Origin of the sequence: Furfurilactobacillus siliginis (assembly GCF_001437435.1) — a bacterium.
In the GTDB taxonomy this organism is placed as follows: Bacteria; Bacillota; Bacilli; order Lactobacillales; family Lactobacillaceae; genus Furfurilactobacillus; species Furfurilactobacillus siliginis.
Window position 1 is genome coordinate 18,128 of the sequence record NZ_JQCB01000016.1, and the last position, 13,138, is coordinate 31,265.

16 protein-coding genes and 1 other annotated feature are annotated in these 13,138 nt (G+C 43.5%); all 16 genes read left to right on the forward strand.

Features of this window, described 5'->3' with window-relative positions; translation table 11 throughout:
- Nucleotides 1-488: 488 nt before the first annotated feature.
- On the forward strand, nt 489-1,907 hold the full coding sequence (gene cysS, locus IV55_RS08930) for a cysteine--tRNA ligase (RefSeq protein WP_057811417.1): 1,419 nt from the start codon (nt 489-491) through the stop codon (nt 1,905-1,907).
- Nucleotides 1,900-2,319 (forward strand): Mini-ribonuclease 3, encoded by a 420-nt coding sequence (locus IV55_RS08935; RefSeq protein ID WP_057811419.1) that lies wholly within the window; start codon nt 1,900-1,902, stop codon nt 2,317-2,319. The genes cysS and IV55_RS08935 overlap by 8 nt, the downstream gene beginning before the upstream one ends.
- Entirely contained in the window at nt 2,309-3,130 is an 822-nt protein-coding gene (gene rlmB, locus IV55_RS08940; RefSeq protein WP_225425866.1) for a 23S rRNA (guanosine(2251)-2'-O)-methyltransferase RlmB, read from the forward strand. Before IV55_RS08935 ends, rlmB begins: the two co-directional genes overlap by 11 nt.
- Nucleotides 3,131-3,468: 338 nt before the next feature.
- A complete protein-coding gene (locus IV55_RS08945; RefSeq protein ID WP_057811421.1) occupies nt 3,469-4,056 on the forward strand; it encodes an RNA polymerase sigma factor in 588 nt (195 codons plus the stop codon).
- A gap of 60 nt (nt 4,057-4,116) precedes the next feature.
- Nucleotides 4,117-4,266, forward strand: a complete 150-nt coding sequence (rpmG, locus tag IV55_RS10205) for a 50S ribosomal protein L33 (RefSeq protein ID WP_083484006.1) — start codon at nt 4,117-4,119, stop codon at nt 4,264-4,266.
- Between the two features lie 13 nt (nt 4,267-4,279).
- Nucleotides 4,280-4,447 (forward strand): preprotein translocase subunit SecE, encoded by a 168-nt coding sequence (gene secE, locus IV55_RS08950; protein WP_057811423.1) that lies wholly within the window; start codon nt 4,280-4,282, stop codon nt 4,445-4,447.
- A 101-nt stretch (nt 4,448-4,548) separates the two neighbouring features.
- Complete coding sequence (gene nusG, locus IV55_RS08955) at nt 4,549-5,100, forward strand: transcription termination/antitermination protein NusG (RefSeq protein WP_057811425.1); 552 nt, start codon at nt 4,549-4,551, stop codon at nt 5,098-5,100.
- Between the two features lie 267 nt (nt 5,101-5,367).
- Entirely contained in the window at nt 5,368-5,793 is a 426-nt protein-coding gene (gene rplK, locus IV55_RS08960; RefSeq protein WP_057811427.1) for a 50S ribosomal protein L11, read from the forward strand.
- Between the two features lie 314 nt (nt 5,794-6,107).
- Nucleotides 6,108-6,800 (forward strand): 50S ribosomal protein L1, encoded by a 693-nt coding sequence (rplA, locus tag IV55_RS08965; RefSeq protein WP_057811429.1) that lies wholly within the window; start codon nt 6,108-6,110, stop codon nt 6,798-6,800.
- 40 nt (nt 6,801-6,840) lie between these two features.
- Nucleotides 6,841-6,965: a sequence feature (ribosomal protein L10 leader region), on the forward strand.
- A 24-nt stretch (nt 6,966-6,989) separates the two neighbouring features.
- Nucleotides 6,990-7,499: a 50S ribosomal protein L10 gene (rplJ, locus tag IV55_RS08970; RefSeq protein WP_057811431.1), complete on the forward strand. Its 510-nt coding sequence runs from the start codon at nt 6,990-6,992 to the stop codon at nt 7,497-7,499.
- A 68-nt stretch (nt 7,500-7,567) separates the two neighbouring features.
- Complete coding sequence (gene rplL, locus IV55_RS08975) at nt 7,568-7,933, forward strand: 50S ribosomal protein L7/L12 (RefSeq protein ID WP_057811433.1); 366 nt, start codon at nt 7,568-7,570, stop codon at nt 7,931-7,933.
- A gap of 112 nt (nt 7,934-8,045) precedes the next feature.
- Nucleotides 8,046-8,294, forward strand: coding sequence for an AbrB/MazE/SpoVT family DNA-binding domain-containing protein (locus IV55_RS08980; RefSeq protein ID WP_057811435.1), 249 nt, complete (start codon nt 8,046-8,048; stop codon nt 8,292-8,294).
- A 2-nt stretch (nt 8,295-8,296) separates the two neighbouring features.
- Nucleotides 8,297-8,608, forward strand: a complete 312-nt coding sequence (locus IV55_RS08985) for a hypothetical protein (RefSeq protein WP_057811437.1) — start codon at nt 8,297-8,299, stop codon at nt 8,606-8,608.
- A 156-nt stretch (nt 8,609-8,764) separates the two neighbouring features.
- Complete coding sequence (gene mprF, locus IV55_RS08990) at nt 8,765-11,347, forward strand: bifunctional lysylphosphatidylglycerol flippase/synthetase MprF (protein ID WP_057811439.1); 2,583 nt, start codon at nt 8,765-8,767, stop codon at nt 11,345-11,347.
- A gap of 182 nt (nt 11,348-11,529) precedes the next feature.
- Nucleotides 11,530-12,210 carry a sugar transferase gene (locus IV55_RS08995; RefSeq protein WP_225425867.1) on the forward strand — a complete coding sequence of 227 codons (681 nt, stop codon included), beginning with the start codon at nt 11,530-11,532 and terminating at the stop codon, nt 12,208-12,210.
- Between the two features lie 172 nt (nt 12,211-12,382).
- Nucleotides 12,383-13,138 (forward strand): glycosyltransferase (locus IV55_RS09000; protein WP_057811441.1); only part of this gene is annotated, 756 nt, incomplete at its 3' end.

Here is a 13,138-nt window from a genome sequence, read left to right on the forward strand (position 1 = left end):
CCGGAGAGTGTCGCTTGCTTTGCAAGCGGCACAAACCCGTTAGTGCCAAAGTGAAAGGACACACTAAAGTAAAATAGTCGTCGTTTCAGTCTACGTTAATGTAAGCTGGAACGACGGCTATTTGAGTTTGCAGTTAACTATTATTTAGAGTGAACGTTGGCCGCTGCAGTCACAGTGGCGGCGAGTTTACTTCGATGTTCACTGTACTTGTGTTTTGCCCGCAAAGCGGGCAAAGCACTCCCCCAACGCCGAGTCATTAGCAATGGAGACCAGATGTAACACCGAGAACGAAGGGCTGCGAAGAATTCGCAAAGCCCGGAGTGGTAAGGTGTCACATCTGGTCGACGGTGAGCAAAGCGAACTTGCTAATGACTTGGCGTTGGGGGACAAAGGCCCCGGTGACAGTACAGAAGGATCAAGATACGTCAGTGAACGTTTTATGGTAAAATCACTGTAACTTACCGCAGACGAAAGGAAGGGTGCTTGAGATGATTCAGGTGTTTAATACCCTCACAAGAACGAAGGAGCCATTCAAACCATTGAAGCCTGGTCACGTGAGCATGTACGTGTGTGGACCGACTGTGTATAACTACATTCACATCGGTAACGCACGTTCTGTGGTCGCCTTTGATACGATTCGTCGTTACTTTGAATATAAGGGTTACGAAGTTAATTACGTTTCTAACTTTACTGATGTCGATGACAAAATGATCAAGGAAGCTGCCGCCGAAGGCATTACGGTGCCTGAGTTAGGCGATAAATTTATTGAAGCGTACTTTGAAGACACAAAGCCACTGAACGTTGAACGTGCGACAACGAATCCACGAGCGACAGAGATGATTCCTGAAATCATTGATTTCGTGGCTGATTTGATTGCTAAAGGCTTTGCCTATGAAGCTGCTGGCGATGTTTATTATCGTGCACGTAAATTTCCAAACTACACGCAGTTGGTACATGAATCTTTAGACGATTTAGAAAATGGTGCCAGTGAACGTGTCGATGATGGCGATAACGCAAAAAAAGAAGATCCCATCGACTTTGCCTTATGGAAAGGCGCCAAACCTGGCGAGATTTCCTGGCAGTCACCTTGGGGGGCGGGACGTCCTGGCTGGCATATCGAGTGTTCCGTCATGTCAACGCACTACTTAGGCGATACGTTTGATATTCATGGTGGTGGTCAAGATTTAGTCTTTCCCCATCACACTAATGAAATCGCCCAAAGTGAAGCACACACTGGCAAGCAATTCGCACGCTACTGGATGCACAATGGATTTGTGACAGTTGGCGACGAAAATGAAAAAATGAGTAAGTCGCTGGGAAACTTTATCACATTGCATGAAATGAACCAGCAGGAGGATCCCCAAGCTGTTCGTTTCTTTATGGCAACGACCCAGTATCGGCGACCAATCGCGTATACACACGGTAATTTAGAAGATGCTAAAAATAATTTAGCCCGGTTGCGGTCGACGTATGCTAATTTTGACTACCGGTTGAAAGATGCAGCGGCAGGTCATAATGAAGCAATCGAGGCGGCGGCGAAACAGCAACAAGTTGCCTTCGAAGCCGCGATGGATGATGATTTTAACGTACAAAATGGGATTGCAGCAGTCTATGAGCTCGCTAAACTAAGCAATGTTTACTTGAACGAAGACGTGGTTGCTAAAGACACGTTGGTTGAATTGCAGCGGTTATTTGCCACACTATTGAGTGTGTTCGGGATTACCTTTGATGAAGGTGACCAAATGGCTGATGGTGAAATTCAAGCGTTGATTGATGAGCGGCTGGCTGCTCGGCAAGCGAAAGACTTTGCGCGCAGTGATGAGATTCGTGACGAACTACAGGCGCGTGGCATTATTTTAGAAGATACACCACAGGGAACTCGGTGGCGGAAGGAACGTAATGACTGAAGTTAACTATCGGCAACTAAACGGAATGGCGTTGGCCTACGTAGGCGATGCGGTTTACGAGGTGTTCATTCGTGAACACCTAATTGAATTAGGGTATACAGTACCGACAAAATTGCATCATCATGCGACACATTTTGTTTCTGCAAAGGCACAAGCGGTCTTGATCAAACTGATGGAAGCAGATGCCGTGCTAACGGATGAAGAAACGGCCATGTTTAAACATGGTCGCAATGCGACGACGCATCATCGTGCTAAAAATACCGATATCGTTACCTACCGGATTTCCACAGGGTTTGAAGCGATTTTTGGATACTTACAACTAACACACCAAATGGACCGGATCGATTGGCTGGCACATTGGTGTATTGACCAGGTGGAAGCAGGAAGGACAGAACAAACAGATGCCAAATAAACAACATGCACGTGTGAACAAGCCTCGTCGTGAGCGAGCAGAAGCGACACCGGATGCGACAGCCAAGACAGATACGAGTACTGATTTTATCATCGGTCGGCACCCAGTTGAGGCGGCTTTGCAGTCGGATCAACAGATTAATAAAGTGTTTATCCAAGAAGGTTTACGTGCCGACGCCATTAAGGAAATCGAAGCGTTAGCGAAAGACCGACATTTAATCATTAGCCAGGTGCCTAAGCAAAAGCTAGACTTGATGACTGATGGTCAAAATCACCAAGGTGTCGTTTTAGCAATTCCGCCTTTTGCATATGCAACGGTGGATGATTTATTTGCCCGTGCAGAGAAAGCGAATGAAGCGCCGTTCTTCTTGATTTTGGATTCGATTGAAGATCCTCATAATCTTGGCTCAATTTTACGGACTGCTGATGCAGCTGGCGTTCACGGCATTATTATCCCCAAGCGCCGTGCAGTTGGGTTAACGTCTGTCGTTGCGAAAACGTCAACTGGCGCAATCGAACACGTGCCAGTTGCGCGCGTTACGAACTTGGTGGCAACAGCCAAAGAATTGAAAGATCGCGGTCTGTGGATTTTTGGAACTGACATGAACGGAACCGATTATCGTCAGTGGAACGCTGCTGGTCCAACGGCCTTAGTGATCGGTAATGAAGGAAAGGGAATTTCTGCATTGCTGAAAAAGACAGTGGATGAAATGCTTACGATTCCGATGGTCGGTCATGTGCAAAGTTTAAATGCATCAGTGGCAGCGTCACTGCTAATCTATGCTGGCTTCAACTCACGGCACCCGCTATAAATATTTTGCGGAAACCTATTTATTCCGTAATGAAACGCAGGCACACTTTTTGTATAAGTGAGCCTGCGTTTTTGTTGGATGGCGTAAAACACGAAAGAAATGTTGTCCTAGTTACGGAAATGAACTAATTCAATGCAAAACGAACTCCAAAATTACTGTAAAACACGTATTTTGCTTAATTCGAAACAAGCAGAATATAAAAATTGCAATGTAGCTTACAACGGTGTGTTTTATCAAACAGGCGTTTGGTTGTCTGCTAACGTATGTAACCGTAAGCTTGCGCTATCATAGACGTACTTATTTAGGTACGTGAATCTAGATGGTGATGGAGGACCACAATGGTCTGGTTAAGTCGGCAGCAGGAGGATACGTTGATTGAGATTGCAAAAGGTGGGGATGAAGTCGCCTTTGAACAATTGTTTACGCAATATTTACCGTTGATCAATAAGTGGTATCGTAAATTGAATTTTGCGCAACAACTTGTGGATCGTGATGATTGGCAGCAGGAATGTCGTATGGTGTTGTTTAATACGTTGAACCGTTATCAAGGACGCCACGCAGGTGAGTTTGCTACATACTTTCGACTTAACGTGCGTAATCGTGGCTTCGATTTGAAGCGTCGTCAAAATGCACGCAAAAGACAATCCGACCAAGATGATGAAGCACTAGATGGACAGGCAGAGACCATACAGATTCCTAGTCATCATCCAGATGGGTTAGCGCTTGTCGTGCTCAAAGAGCGATTAGATGAAGTTCAAAGTGAACTGTCAGCTTTTGAGGCGGAGGTGTGGCGTGAACTAATGAACGGTGTTGATTTAGCTGAAATGACGATCCGTCTCAAATGTTCTGATCGCCGTCTACGAAATGCGATTAATCGTTGCCGGATAAAGTTTACGAAGACCTTGCAGCCAACGGGGAACGATTGACACACATGTAGTTGCGTGCTAATCTGATGTACGATTACAAATTAATTGGAGGTGCCAGGAATGGCCAACAGAAAAGTCGCACTGGCATGCTCAGTTTGCGGATCACGAAATTATACGATTACATTTAACCCGAACCGGACCAAGCGGTTAGAGGTCAAGAAGTTCTGTAAGCATTGCGGACAGTACACGTTGCATCAAGAGACAAAGTAGGAGGTTAGAATTCATGCGATTCATTAAGAGTGTTTTTAGCGAAATGAAATTGGTTCGGTGGCCTTCAGCTGCTGAAAACCGGCGTGATTCATCCATCGTGATCTTTGTTTCTGTTGCGTTTGCAGCGTTCTTCGCATTGATTGACTGGGGTGTACAAGCATTGATCACTTGGTTAGCCTAGGCGAACCAACGAAATTTTGATATACTAGAGACATTGAACGAGGCTTCGTCATTTTGACGAGGTTTTTTATTTTGCAATGACATTCTTGGAGGATTTAAACAATGGCAGAGACCACTGAAAAACTATGGTACGTGCTACACACTTATTCTGGTTACGAAAACAAGGTTAAGGCAAACCTTGAATCACGGTCACAATCAATGGGGATGGCAGACTTCATCTACCGCATTGTCGTACCTGAAGAAGAAACTGAACAAGTAAAAGACGGCAAGGCCAAGACAGTTATTGAAAATGATTTCCCAGGTTACGTACTGGTTGAAATGGTTATGACTGACCAAGCTTGGTATATTGTCCGGAATACACCAGGTGTTACTGGTTTCGTTGGCTCTCATGGTGGTGGTTCAAAGCCAACGCCACTATTACCTGATGAAGTTAGCCTGATTTTAAACCGTATGGGTGTTGATGCACGCCATCAAAATGATTTCGAAATTGAAGTCGGTGAATCCGTACGAATCGTTGACGGTGCCTTTTCTGACATGGTCGGTAAAGTGACTGAAGTTGATAATGAAAAGCAAAAGTTGCGCGTTAATGTGGATATGTTTGGTCGCGAAACTTCAGCTGAATTAGACTTTGAACAGATTGATAAGATTATTTAGGGAAGTTTGAAGCTGCGCGAGTATGTGGCGTAAACGCGTTCGCAGACCCTGATTGCTGTGCATTGCCTGACCGTCGTGCGTGGCTAAAGCCACTACCGCCGTTCCTGCAATTGCTCGCAATCAACCCGGGTCTGCTCACGCTCTGATATTAATCAGGGTTGCTCACTCGGTACTATCATGGTAAACTACTACGGTATGTGTAAAAGCATATCGTGGGAGGCGTAATCTAATGCGCCATCAACTACCACATCCAAGGAGGAATTTCACATGGCTAAAAAAGTAGCTAATGTTGTTAAGTTACAAATTCCTGCCGGTAAAGCAACACCTGCTCCGCCGGTTGGTCCTGCTTTAGGTCAAGCAGGGATTAACATCATGGGATTCACAAAGGACTTTAATGCCCGTACTGCTGATCAAGCAGGTTTGTTGATTCCAGTTGTTATCACGGTTTACGAGGATCGTTCATTCGACTTCGTTACCAAGACTCCGCCAGCTTCTGTCTTATTAAAGAAGGCTGCTGGTGTTGAACATGGTTCAGGCGAACCCAACACGAAGAAGGTTGCTACTGTAACCAAGGCGCAAGTTGAAGAAATCGCCAAGACTAAGATGCAAGATCTAAACGCTGCCGACGTTGAAGCCGCAATGCGCATGGTCGAAGGTACTGCACGGAGCATGGGCTTTACTGTAGAAGGCTAAGCTAATACTTTGATGGTACGGATACTCGGTGAAAACTGAATGTATCAGGTGGAAGATGAGAACAGAGCGAAGTGAGCGGCGCTTGGCTTGCTCACGGAGCTCGACTATGACAGCGATGGCAAATGTTACTAAAAAACGTGTCATTGGCTACATAGTCGGGCTACAACAGACTGGAAACTCACCACTACTCGCAAGTCAACCTCATCCGGAAAATCACCGGATAATGTCGCCTTGTTCGCTGTGGACCGTTTCCAAACCGTCTGTTTTCGCCCTGTGTCTGTCGCCATTACCACATTTGCAAGGAGGAAAACACAATGGCCACAAAAAAAGGTAAGAAGTACCAAGATGCTGCTAAGCAAGTTGACAAAGAAAAAGCTTACAGCGTAAACGAGGCCGTTGCCTTGGTGAAGAAGATCGACTTTGCGAAGTTCGATGCTACAGTTGAGATTGCTTTCAAGCTTAACTTAGACACCAAGCAAGCGGACCAACAGTTACGTGGGGCAATGGTTTTGCCTAACGGAACTGGTAAGACACAACGAGTAATTGTTTTTGCTCGTGGTGAACAAGCACAAGCTGCTAAAGATGCAGGTGCCGATGAAGTCGGTGATGCTGACTTAGTACAAAAGATCTCTGACGGCTGGTTGGACTTTGATGTTGCAATCGCAACACCAGACATGATGGCCCAAGTTGGTCGTTTAGGTCGCCAATTAGGACCTAAGGGCTTGATGCCTAACCCTAAGACGGGTACCGTAACTATGAACGTTGCGCAAGCCGTTAAGGATGCTAAGGGTGGTCAAGTAACTTACCGTACTGACCGTGACGGAAACGTTCATGTTCAGATTGGTAAAGTTTCATTTAGCGAAGACCAATTGGTTGGTAACTTCAAAGCTATCGAAGATGTAATTGTTCGTGCGCGTCCTGCCGCTGTTCGTGGCACATACGTTCAACACTTATCAGTTGCTTCCACATTTGGCCCAGCCGTTGCTGTTGATTTAGCTAGTTTCTAAATCACAGCATTGACGAAAGCCAGTTGCTTTGCTAAGATGTTCAAGTAAATTAATTTTACCTAAGACTCAGGTGGTTTCGACCTTAATATCCTGCCGAGGCAAAGCAATTCGTGAGAATGACTTTGAGCCCGCTGTCTTAGGACAGCGGGATTTTTATTAGGTAAAAAATCAATCATGGAGGTGTAAAACGTGAGTAAAGAAACGATCGCAGTCAAAGCTACGTTAGTTGATGAAGTCTCAAAAAAGATTACTGATGCTAACTCCCTTGTTGTTGTTGACTACCGTGGTTTAACAGTTGAAGAAGTCACTGATTTGCGTAAGCAATTACGTGACGCTGATGTTGCTATGGAAGTTATCAAAAACAAGATTTTAACGCGTGCTGCTGAAAAAGCCGGTTTTGCTGATCTTAACGATACATTCGTAGGACCAACCGCTGTTGCTTTTGGTAACGGTGACGATTCAATCGCCGCTGCACGTATCTTAGCTAAGTTTGCTAAGGATCATAACGTTCTTGAAATCAAGGGCGGAATGATGGAAGGTAAGGTTGTCTCTGTTGACGAAATCAACACTTACGCAACGTTACCAAGTCGCGACGACTTACTATCAATGCTTGCTTCCGAATTGCAATCACCAATTCGCAGCTTCGCATTTGCTGTTAAGCAAGTTGCTGACAACAAGGACGACGAACCTGCTGCTTAATGTAGCTTAACCCGTCACAACTAACTCACCGGTTTAACCGGAAAACCCAATTTTGGAGGAATACAATCATGGCTTTAGATACTCAAAGCATTGTTGATCAATTAAAAGAAGCAACCATCGTTGAATTAAACGACTTGGTTAAGGCAATCGAAGAAGAATTTGGCGTTAGCGCAGCTGCTCCTGTAGCCGCTGCTGGTGCTGCTGGTGGCGACGCTGCTGCCAAGAGCGAATTCAACGTTGAATTAACTTCAGCTGGTTCAGCTAAGATCAAGGTTATCAAGGCTGTCCGTGAAGCAACTGGTTTAGGTTTGAAGGATGCTAAAGACTTAGTCGATGCAGCTCCTAAGAACGTTAAAGAAGGCTTATCAGAAGACGAAGCCAACGAATTGAAGGCTAAGTTGGAAGAAGCCGGCGCATCAGTTACTCTTAAGTAATTTATACGCAACCTTAAAAAGCGATTCGCAATTTGCGAATCGCTTTTTTTGTTTTTTAAAACTCCCTGTTATACTATTGTTATAACTTAATAAAGCAGAGGAGTTTTAACAAATGAAAATCAAGGTGCGTAAAATTGGTAACTCAATTGGTGTCATTTTGCCAAAAACCAGTGGCTTGACTGCTGGTGATGTGGTTGAATATTCTGCTAAAGATGATGAAATTCTGCTGTCAATGAAAGAATCGCAGCGGCGTCATGATCGTGACTTGATTGAAGATGGGTTTAAGGACTTTGAAACTAATAATGTATTGACTGAAGATGAAATGAAACAGCAATTTGGTAAGTATGGTTGGGGTAAGTAGCCTTGGATTATCAAATAAGTTATTCAAAAGAGTTCGCTAGCAGTCTAAAGCAAATTTTGATCAGTTGGCGGGAACTACAAGTTGAAGAAACAACAATTGATCGATTTATCGGCGATATTTATCACGTGGTTGATAGCCTGCGAACATTTCCACTGAGATTTGAAGACGTTTCAAATAAGTATGGTTTTGACAGGGCAACGAGACGGTGTTTGATTGGGAAAAAATACGCCTTTTTTTATCGCGTTGATGAAGAAAAGCGAGTGGTGCTGATTGGTAAACTATATAATCAAAGTCAGTTCGAATTAAAGTTTTAAAAAGGTCGCGAAATTGCACACATATAGTAGCAGCTTTTGAAGCAAACTAATTTGTTTCAAAAGCTGCTTTTAGTTACATGGCTACCATAAGTCATTCTTAACACAATCTCACAAGCCGTCATGGTACACTAGGTTACGTTTAACAGGGGGAGAAACATGCAAACTTTACGCAAACTATGGGCGGCGATTAACCGCCACATGACGTTACTACGACTTCTATTTGTGCTGTCGGTGTTACTGTACGTCATTCATGAAGTTGGTCGTGATCTACAACAAATCAGTGGCGAGCAAGTCTCTGAAATATTCTCTCAGCAATCACCGTTAACATTATTGGCGATGTTGGTGGTCGGGTTCATCGCGGTCACGCCGATGTTGAACTATGATTTCAACGTGGTGAAGTTTTTACCTGGGACATTTAAAAAAGGCTACATCGTGCGTTCGGGGTGGACGGTCAACACGTTCACCAATATTGCTGGGTTCGGTGGCTTATTAGGGGCCAGCCTACGGGCAAACTTTTATAGCAAAGGTGCCACGCGAAAAGAGATTCTATTTGCGATTTCTAAAATCGCCTTGTTCTTACTGACGGGATTGTCGCTCGTTTGTTGGATTGCGTTAGCACAGATTTTTATCTTCCATACCGGGACTGAGTTTACACGCTATTGGATCTGGCTAGTCGGCGGGGCGCTTTACTTCCCGGGTGTGATGCTAGCAACGCACTTTACGGATTCTGAATTTTTTAACGACCTAACGTGGCGGCGCCAATTCTCATTGATGATCAGTTCGAGCCTTGAATGGCTTGGCTGCTCCTTGTTCTTCATCTTCATCGGTGTTTTGATGGGGATTAAAGTCGATTTTGCAGCTGTTCTACCGATGTTTGCGGTGGCTTCTGTTGCTGGGGTTGTGTCTTTGATTCCGGGGGGATTGGGTTCCTTTGATACGTTCATGCTGACCGGGCTTGGTTTTATCGGGGTCGATAAGGCTGATGCGCTGGTCTGGTTATTGTTATACCGGATTTTCTATTATATTTTGCCATTTTTAGTGGGGGTGCTATTCTTCATTCAAGATATGGGCAGCAAGCTGAATCAGTCGTTTGAAGGACTGCCGATGCAGTTATTCCGTCGAGTGGCTCACATCTTTCTCACAACGTTCCTGTGGTTCTCTGGCGTGATGATTATCCTCGTGTCGACCTTTCCTCACCTGCAGGAGTATAACAAGGTCTACGGGGCGTTTTATGGCTATGTTGTGTACTTCGCGAACCAGGCGACCAATATCATCATGGGATTCTTACTGATTGGTTTGGCGCGAGGTGTCAATTCACGAGTCAAACGTGCCTTTTGGCCGACGACAATTGTTTTAATCATGGCAACGTTGAATACGTTGTGGAAAGATCCATCCATTAAAATTAGCATCTTCTTGATGCTCGTATTGGCGGCCTTGTGGTTGTCACATAAGGAATTTTACCGGGAACATTTTGAATATTCCTGGGGGGCAATGCTCTTTGATGGGATTAGCTTCGTTGGTATTTTTGTGACGTATATCATTGTTGGGGTGTACAACACGCCTAACTATCAGCGGGTTCATCATGTACCACGAGCGGCGTTGTTCCCAACGGAGCGGGTGTGGTTTAGTGGCTTGATGGCAATCATGATTGCTGTGTTAATCTTAGCTGCTGTCTACTGGTATATGCACAATGGTAAATCGTCGATCTTTAAGACGCCGTTTGATGCGCAGCGGGTTGAACACGTGATCGGTAACTATGGCGGTAATGAAGTGAGTCACTTGGCTTACCTACGTGACAAGCTGTTGTACTTCTATCAGGTCGATGGCGAAGACAAGATGTTCTTTATGTATCAAAAGAAGGCTGACCGTTTGATCGTGATGGGTGAGCCGGTCGGGGATCCACAGTATCGTGAGGCAGCCATCGATGACTTCATGGATGTGGCCGATAAAGAGGGTTACTCGATCGTCTTTTATGAAATTGACGAAAACCTCACACTAAGCTTGCATGAAAAAGGGTATGACTTCCTGAAATTTGGTGAGGAAGGCTTCGTTCATCTACCATCATTCAGTATGGATGGTAAAAAGCGTAAGTCTGATCGTAACTTGATGAGTAAGTTTGATCGAGATGGGATTACATTTGCGGAGTTACAGCCGCCGTTTCGTGATGACACACTGCAAGAATTGCGGCACGTGTCTGACGAATGGTTGGATGGACAAAATGAAAGTGGCTTTTCACTGGGCTTTTTTGATGATTACTATCTAGATCAAGCATCAATTTATGTCATGCGGAATGCTGAAGGGCGGATCGTCGCATTCACGACAAATATGCCGACCCATACGGATGTTAGCTCCATTGATTTAATGCGCTATGGTAAAGACGCACCGTCTGGCACGATGGATGTTATGTTTATTCATTTGTTGCAGCACAACGCTGAAGTGGGCTCTGAAAACTTCAACATGGGGATGGCGCCATTGTCGAATGTCGGCGTGTCACGTTTTAGCTTCATTGAGGAGCGATTGGCTCATTTGATTTATGAATATGGCTATCGCTTCTATGGGTTCCAAGGTTTGCGAAACTATAAAGAAAAATATGTTAACAGTTGGCATCCTAAATATATTGCGTATCGGCGACGCAGTTCGTTAGTGTTTACGATGATGCAAATTACGTTAGTCGTTAACACAAAACGGCGTACCGACGGGAAAAATAAAAATATATTTGTATTTAGAAGGAATCGTTAGTATAAGCTGGGTGTTTTGTATCTTATTGAAAGATTACAAAATACCCAGTTTTTTTTGTATTATTGTTCCAATAAAGTAATAACAAATGTAAAAACATTTGTTACAATTATGGAAAACTAGGGACGAGTACGGTTTTTCCGTAATTAATTATTATAGTTATACTGAAATATGGGGGAAAATACATGCTAAAAGTGCATACAGAAAAAATGCCGGCAAATGCTGGGAGTATGACAGCTGAACAAAGTAGTACCACGCTTTATCAGCGTTTTGGGAAGAGAAGTTTTGATACTATACTTTCTTTGGCTGGATTAATTGTTGCATCGCCACTTTTTCTTGTTACTGCGGTTTGTATAAAGTTAGATGATCCTAAAGGCCCAATCCTATTTAAACAACAACGTGGGGTAACGAATAACAAAACCTTCAATATATATAAATTCAGAACAATGTCACAGGAAGCACCACATAATATGGCAAGTAGAAATTTAGCTTCGGCGGATGACTATATAACGCCAGTTGGTAAGTTTTTAAGAAAAAAAAGCATTGATGAGCTGCCGCAACTGCTGAATATCTTTCTTGGCCAAATGGCTTTCATTGGTCCTAGACCTGTAACCTTGTCTGAACAGGATTTGTTGAAGTTACGTGAAGCGTACGGATTGGGAAATATTAAAGGTGGAGTATCAGGTTTAGCGCAAATCAGCGGTAGGGATAAGCTGTTGCCAAATGAAAAAGTTAAATATGATAGTGAATATGCGGAAAAAATAACCTTTAAAAACGATGTAAAACTTGTAATTGGGACTGTTATTTCAGTTTTAAAGCGAGAAGATATTGTCGAGGGTAAACTGAAAAAGAACACTGAAAAATAAGTGCGATCAAATTTGGGGATTTGGTCTGGTGCATGGCTTTTATTTAAAAAAATAAAACGTTAATACTGTGAGTTAAGCGTATTAGATATAAATCAAATCTACGCTGCTCACATTTTTTTATTTACAATAGATAGAATTGGTTTTACATTTTTAAGGGGAGTTTTTCTAGATTATGAATTTTTCAGTATTAATGTCTGTTTATAAAAATGCAATTGCAAGTGAATTAAAAGAATCTTTGATGAGTATTGAGAATCAAACACTGAAACCAACTGAATTGGTTTTAATTGAAGATGGGCCAGTGCCACTCTCGGTTCAGAATGTAATTCTTAATTTCATTGAACGGTGTAGTTTTAACGTCAGGGTAAAAAAACTACCGAAAAATAAGGGCTTGGGGAATGCTCTATCCGTTGGACTGAAGCTTGTATCTTATGAGCTTGTTGCACGAGTTGATGGTGATGATATATGTGCGACAGACCGTTTTCGACAACAAATAGATGTATTTAAGGAGAAGCCTGATGTGTCCATTGTCGGGTCTAATGTGGATGAATTCATTGGTACTATCGATAATGTAGTTGGATCCCGTGTCGTTCCGGAGAATGAAAATGAAATTCTTGATTTTGCACGGATGCGTAGTCCCTTCAACCATCCTACTGTGATGTTCAAGAAGAGTGTTGTCCTTGCAAGTGGTAATTATCAAAGTAAATTTCCATTGTTTGAAGATTACAGTCTGTGGGTTCGACTTCTGGATTCTGGATATATTGGCTATAATATTCAGGACCCCTTGGTTAAGATGCGTGTTGGAACCGGTATGTACACACGTCGAGGTGGCGTCAAATACTTAAGATCGTATTATCGGTTTCGCCGAGGTGCTTATAAGGTAGATTGTAAAATTAATCCGAACGCTGTTCGGACAAAAAAGATCAGCTTC

Excerpts from the sequence above, each read along its gene's own strand:
- cysS (WP_057811417.1), top strand. The coding sequence starts at position 489 with ATGATTCAGGTGTTTAATACCCTCACAAGAACGAAGGAGCCATTCAAA.
- IV55_RS08935 (WP_057811419.1), top strand. The coding sequence starts at position 1,900 with ATGACTGAAGTTAACTATCGGCAACTAAACGGAATGGCGTTGGCCTAC.
- rlmB (WP_225425866.1), top strand. The coding sequence starts at position 2,309 with ATGCCAAATAAACAACATGCACGTGTGAACAAGCCTCGTCGTGAGCGA.
- IV55_RS08945 (WP_057811421.1), top strand. The coding sequence starts at position 3,469 with ATGGTCTGGTTAAGTCGGCAGCAGGAGGATACGTTGATTGAGATTGCA.
- rpmG (WP_083484006.1), top strand. The coding sequence starts at position 4,117 with ATGGCCAACAGAAAAGTCGCACTGGCATGCTCAGTTTGCGGATCACGA.
- secE (WP_057811423.1), top strand. The coding sequence starts at position 4,280 with ATGCGATTCATTAAGAGTGTTTTTAGCGAAATGAAATTGGTTCGGTGG.
- nusG (WP_057811425.1), top strand. The coding sequence starts at position 4,549 with ATGGCAGAGACCACTGAAAAACTATGGTACGTGCTACACACTTATTCT.
- rplK (WP_057811427.1), top strand. The coding sequence starts at position 5,368 with ATGGCTAAAAAAGTAGCTAATGTTGTTAAGTTACAAATTCCTGCCGGT.
- rplA (WP_057811429.1), top strand. The coding sequence starts at position 6,108 with ATGGCCACAAAAAAAGGTAAGAAGTACCAAGATGCTGCTAAGCAAGTT.
- rplL (WP_057811433.1), top strand. The coding sequence starts at position 7,568 with ATGGCTTTAGATACTCAAAGCATTGTTGATCAATTAAAAGAAGCAACC.
- IV55_RS08980 (WP_057811435.1), top strand. The coding sequence starts at position 8,046 with ATGAAAATCAAGGTGCGTAAAATTGGTAACTCAATTGGTGTCATTTTG.
- mprF (WP_057811439.1), top strand. The coding sequence starts at position 8,765 with ATGCAAACTTTACGCAAACTATGGGCGGCGATTAACCGCCACATGACG.
- IV55_RS08995 (WP_225425867.1), top strand. The coding sequence starts at position 11,530 with ATGCTAAAAGTGCATACAGAAAAAATGCCGGCAAATGCTGGGAGTATG.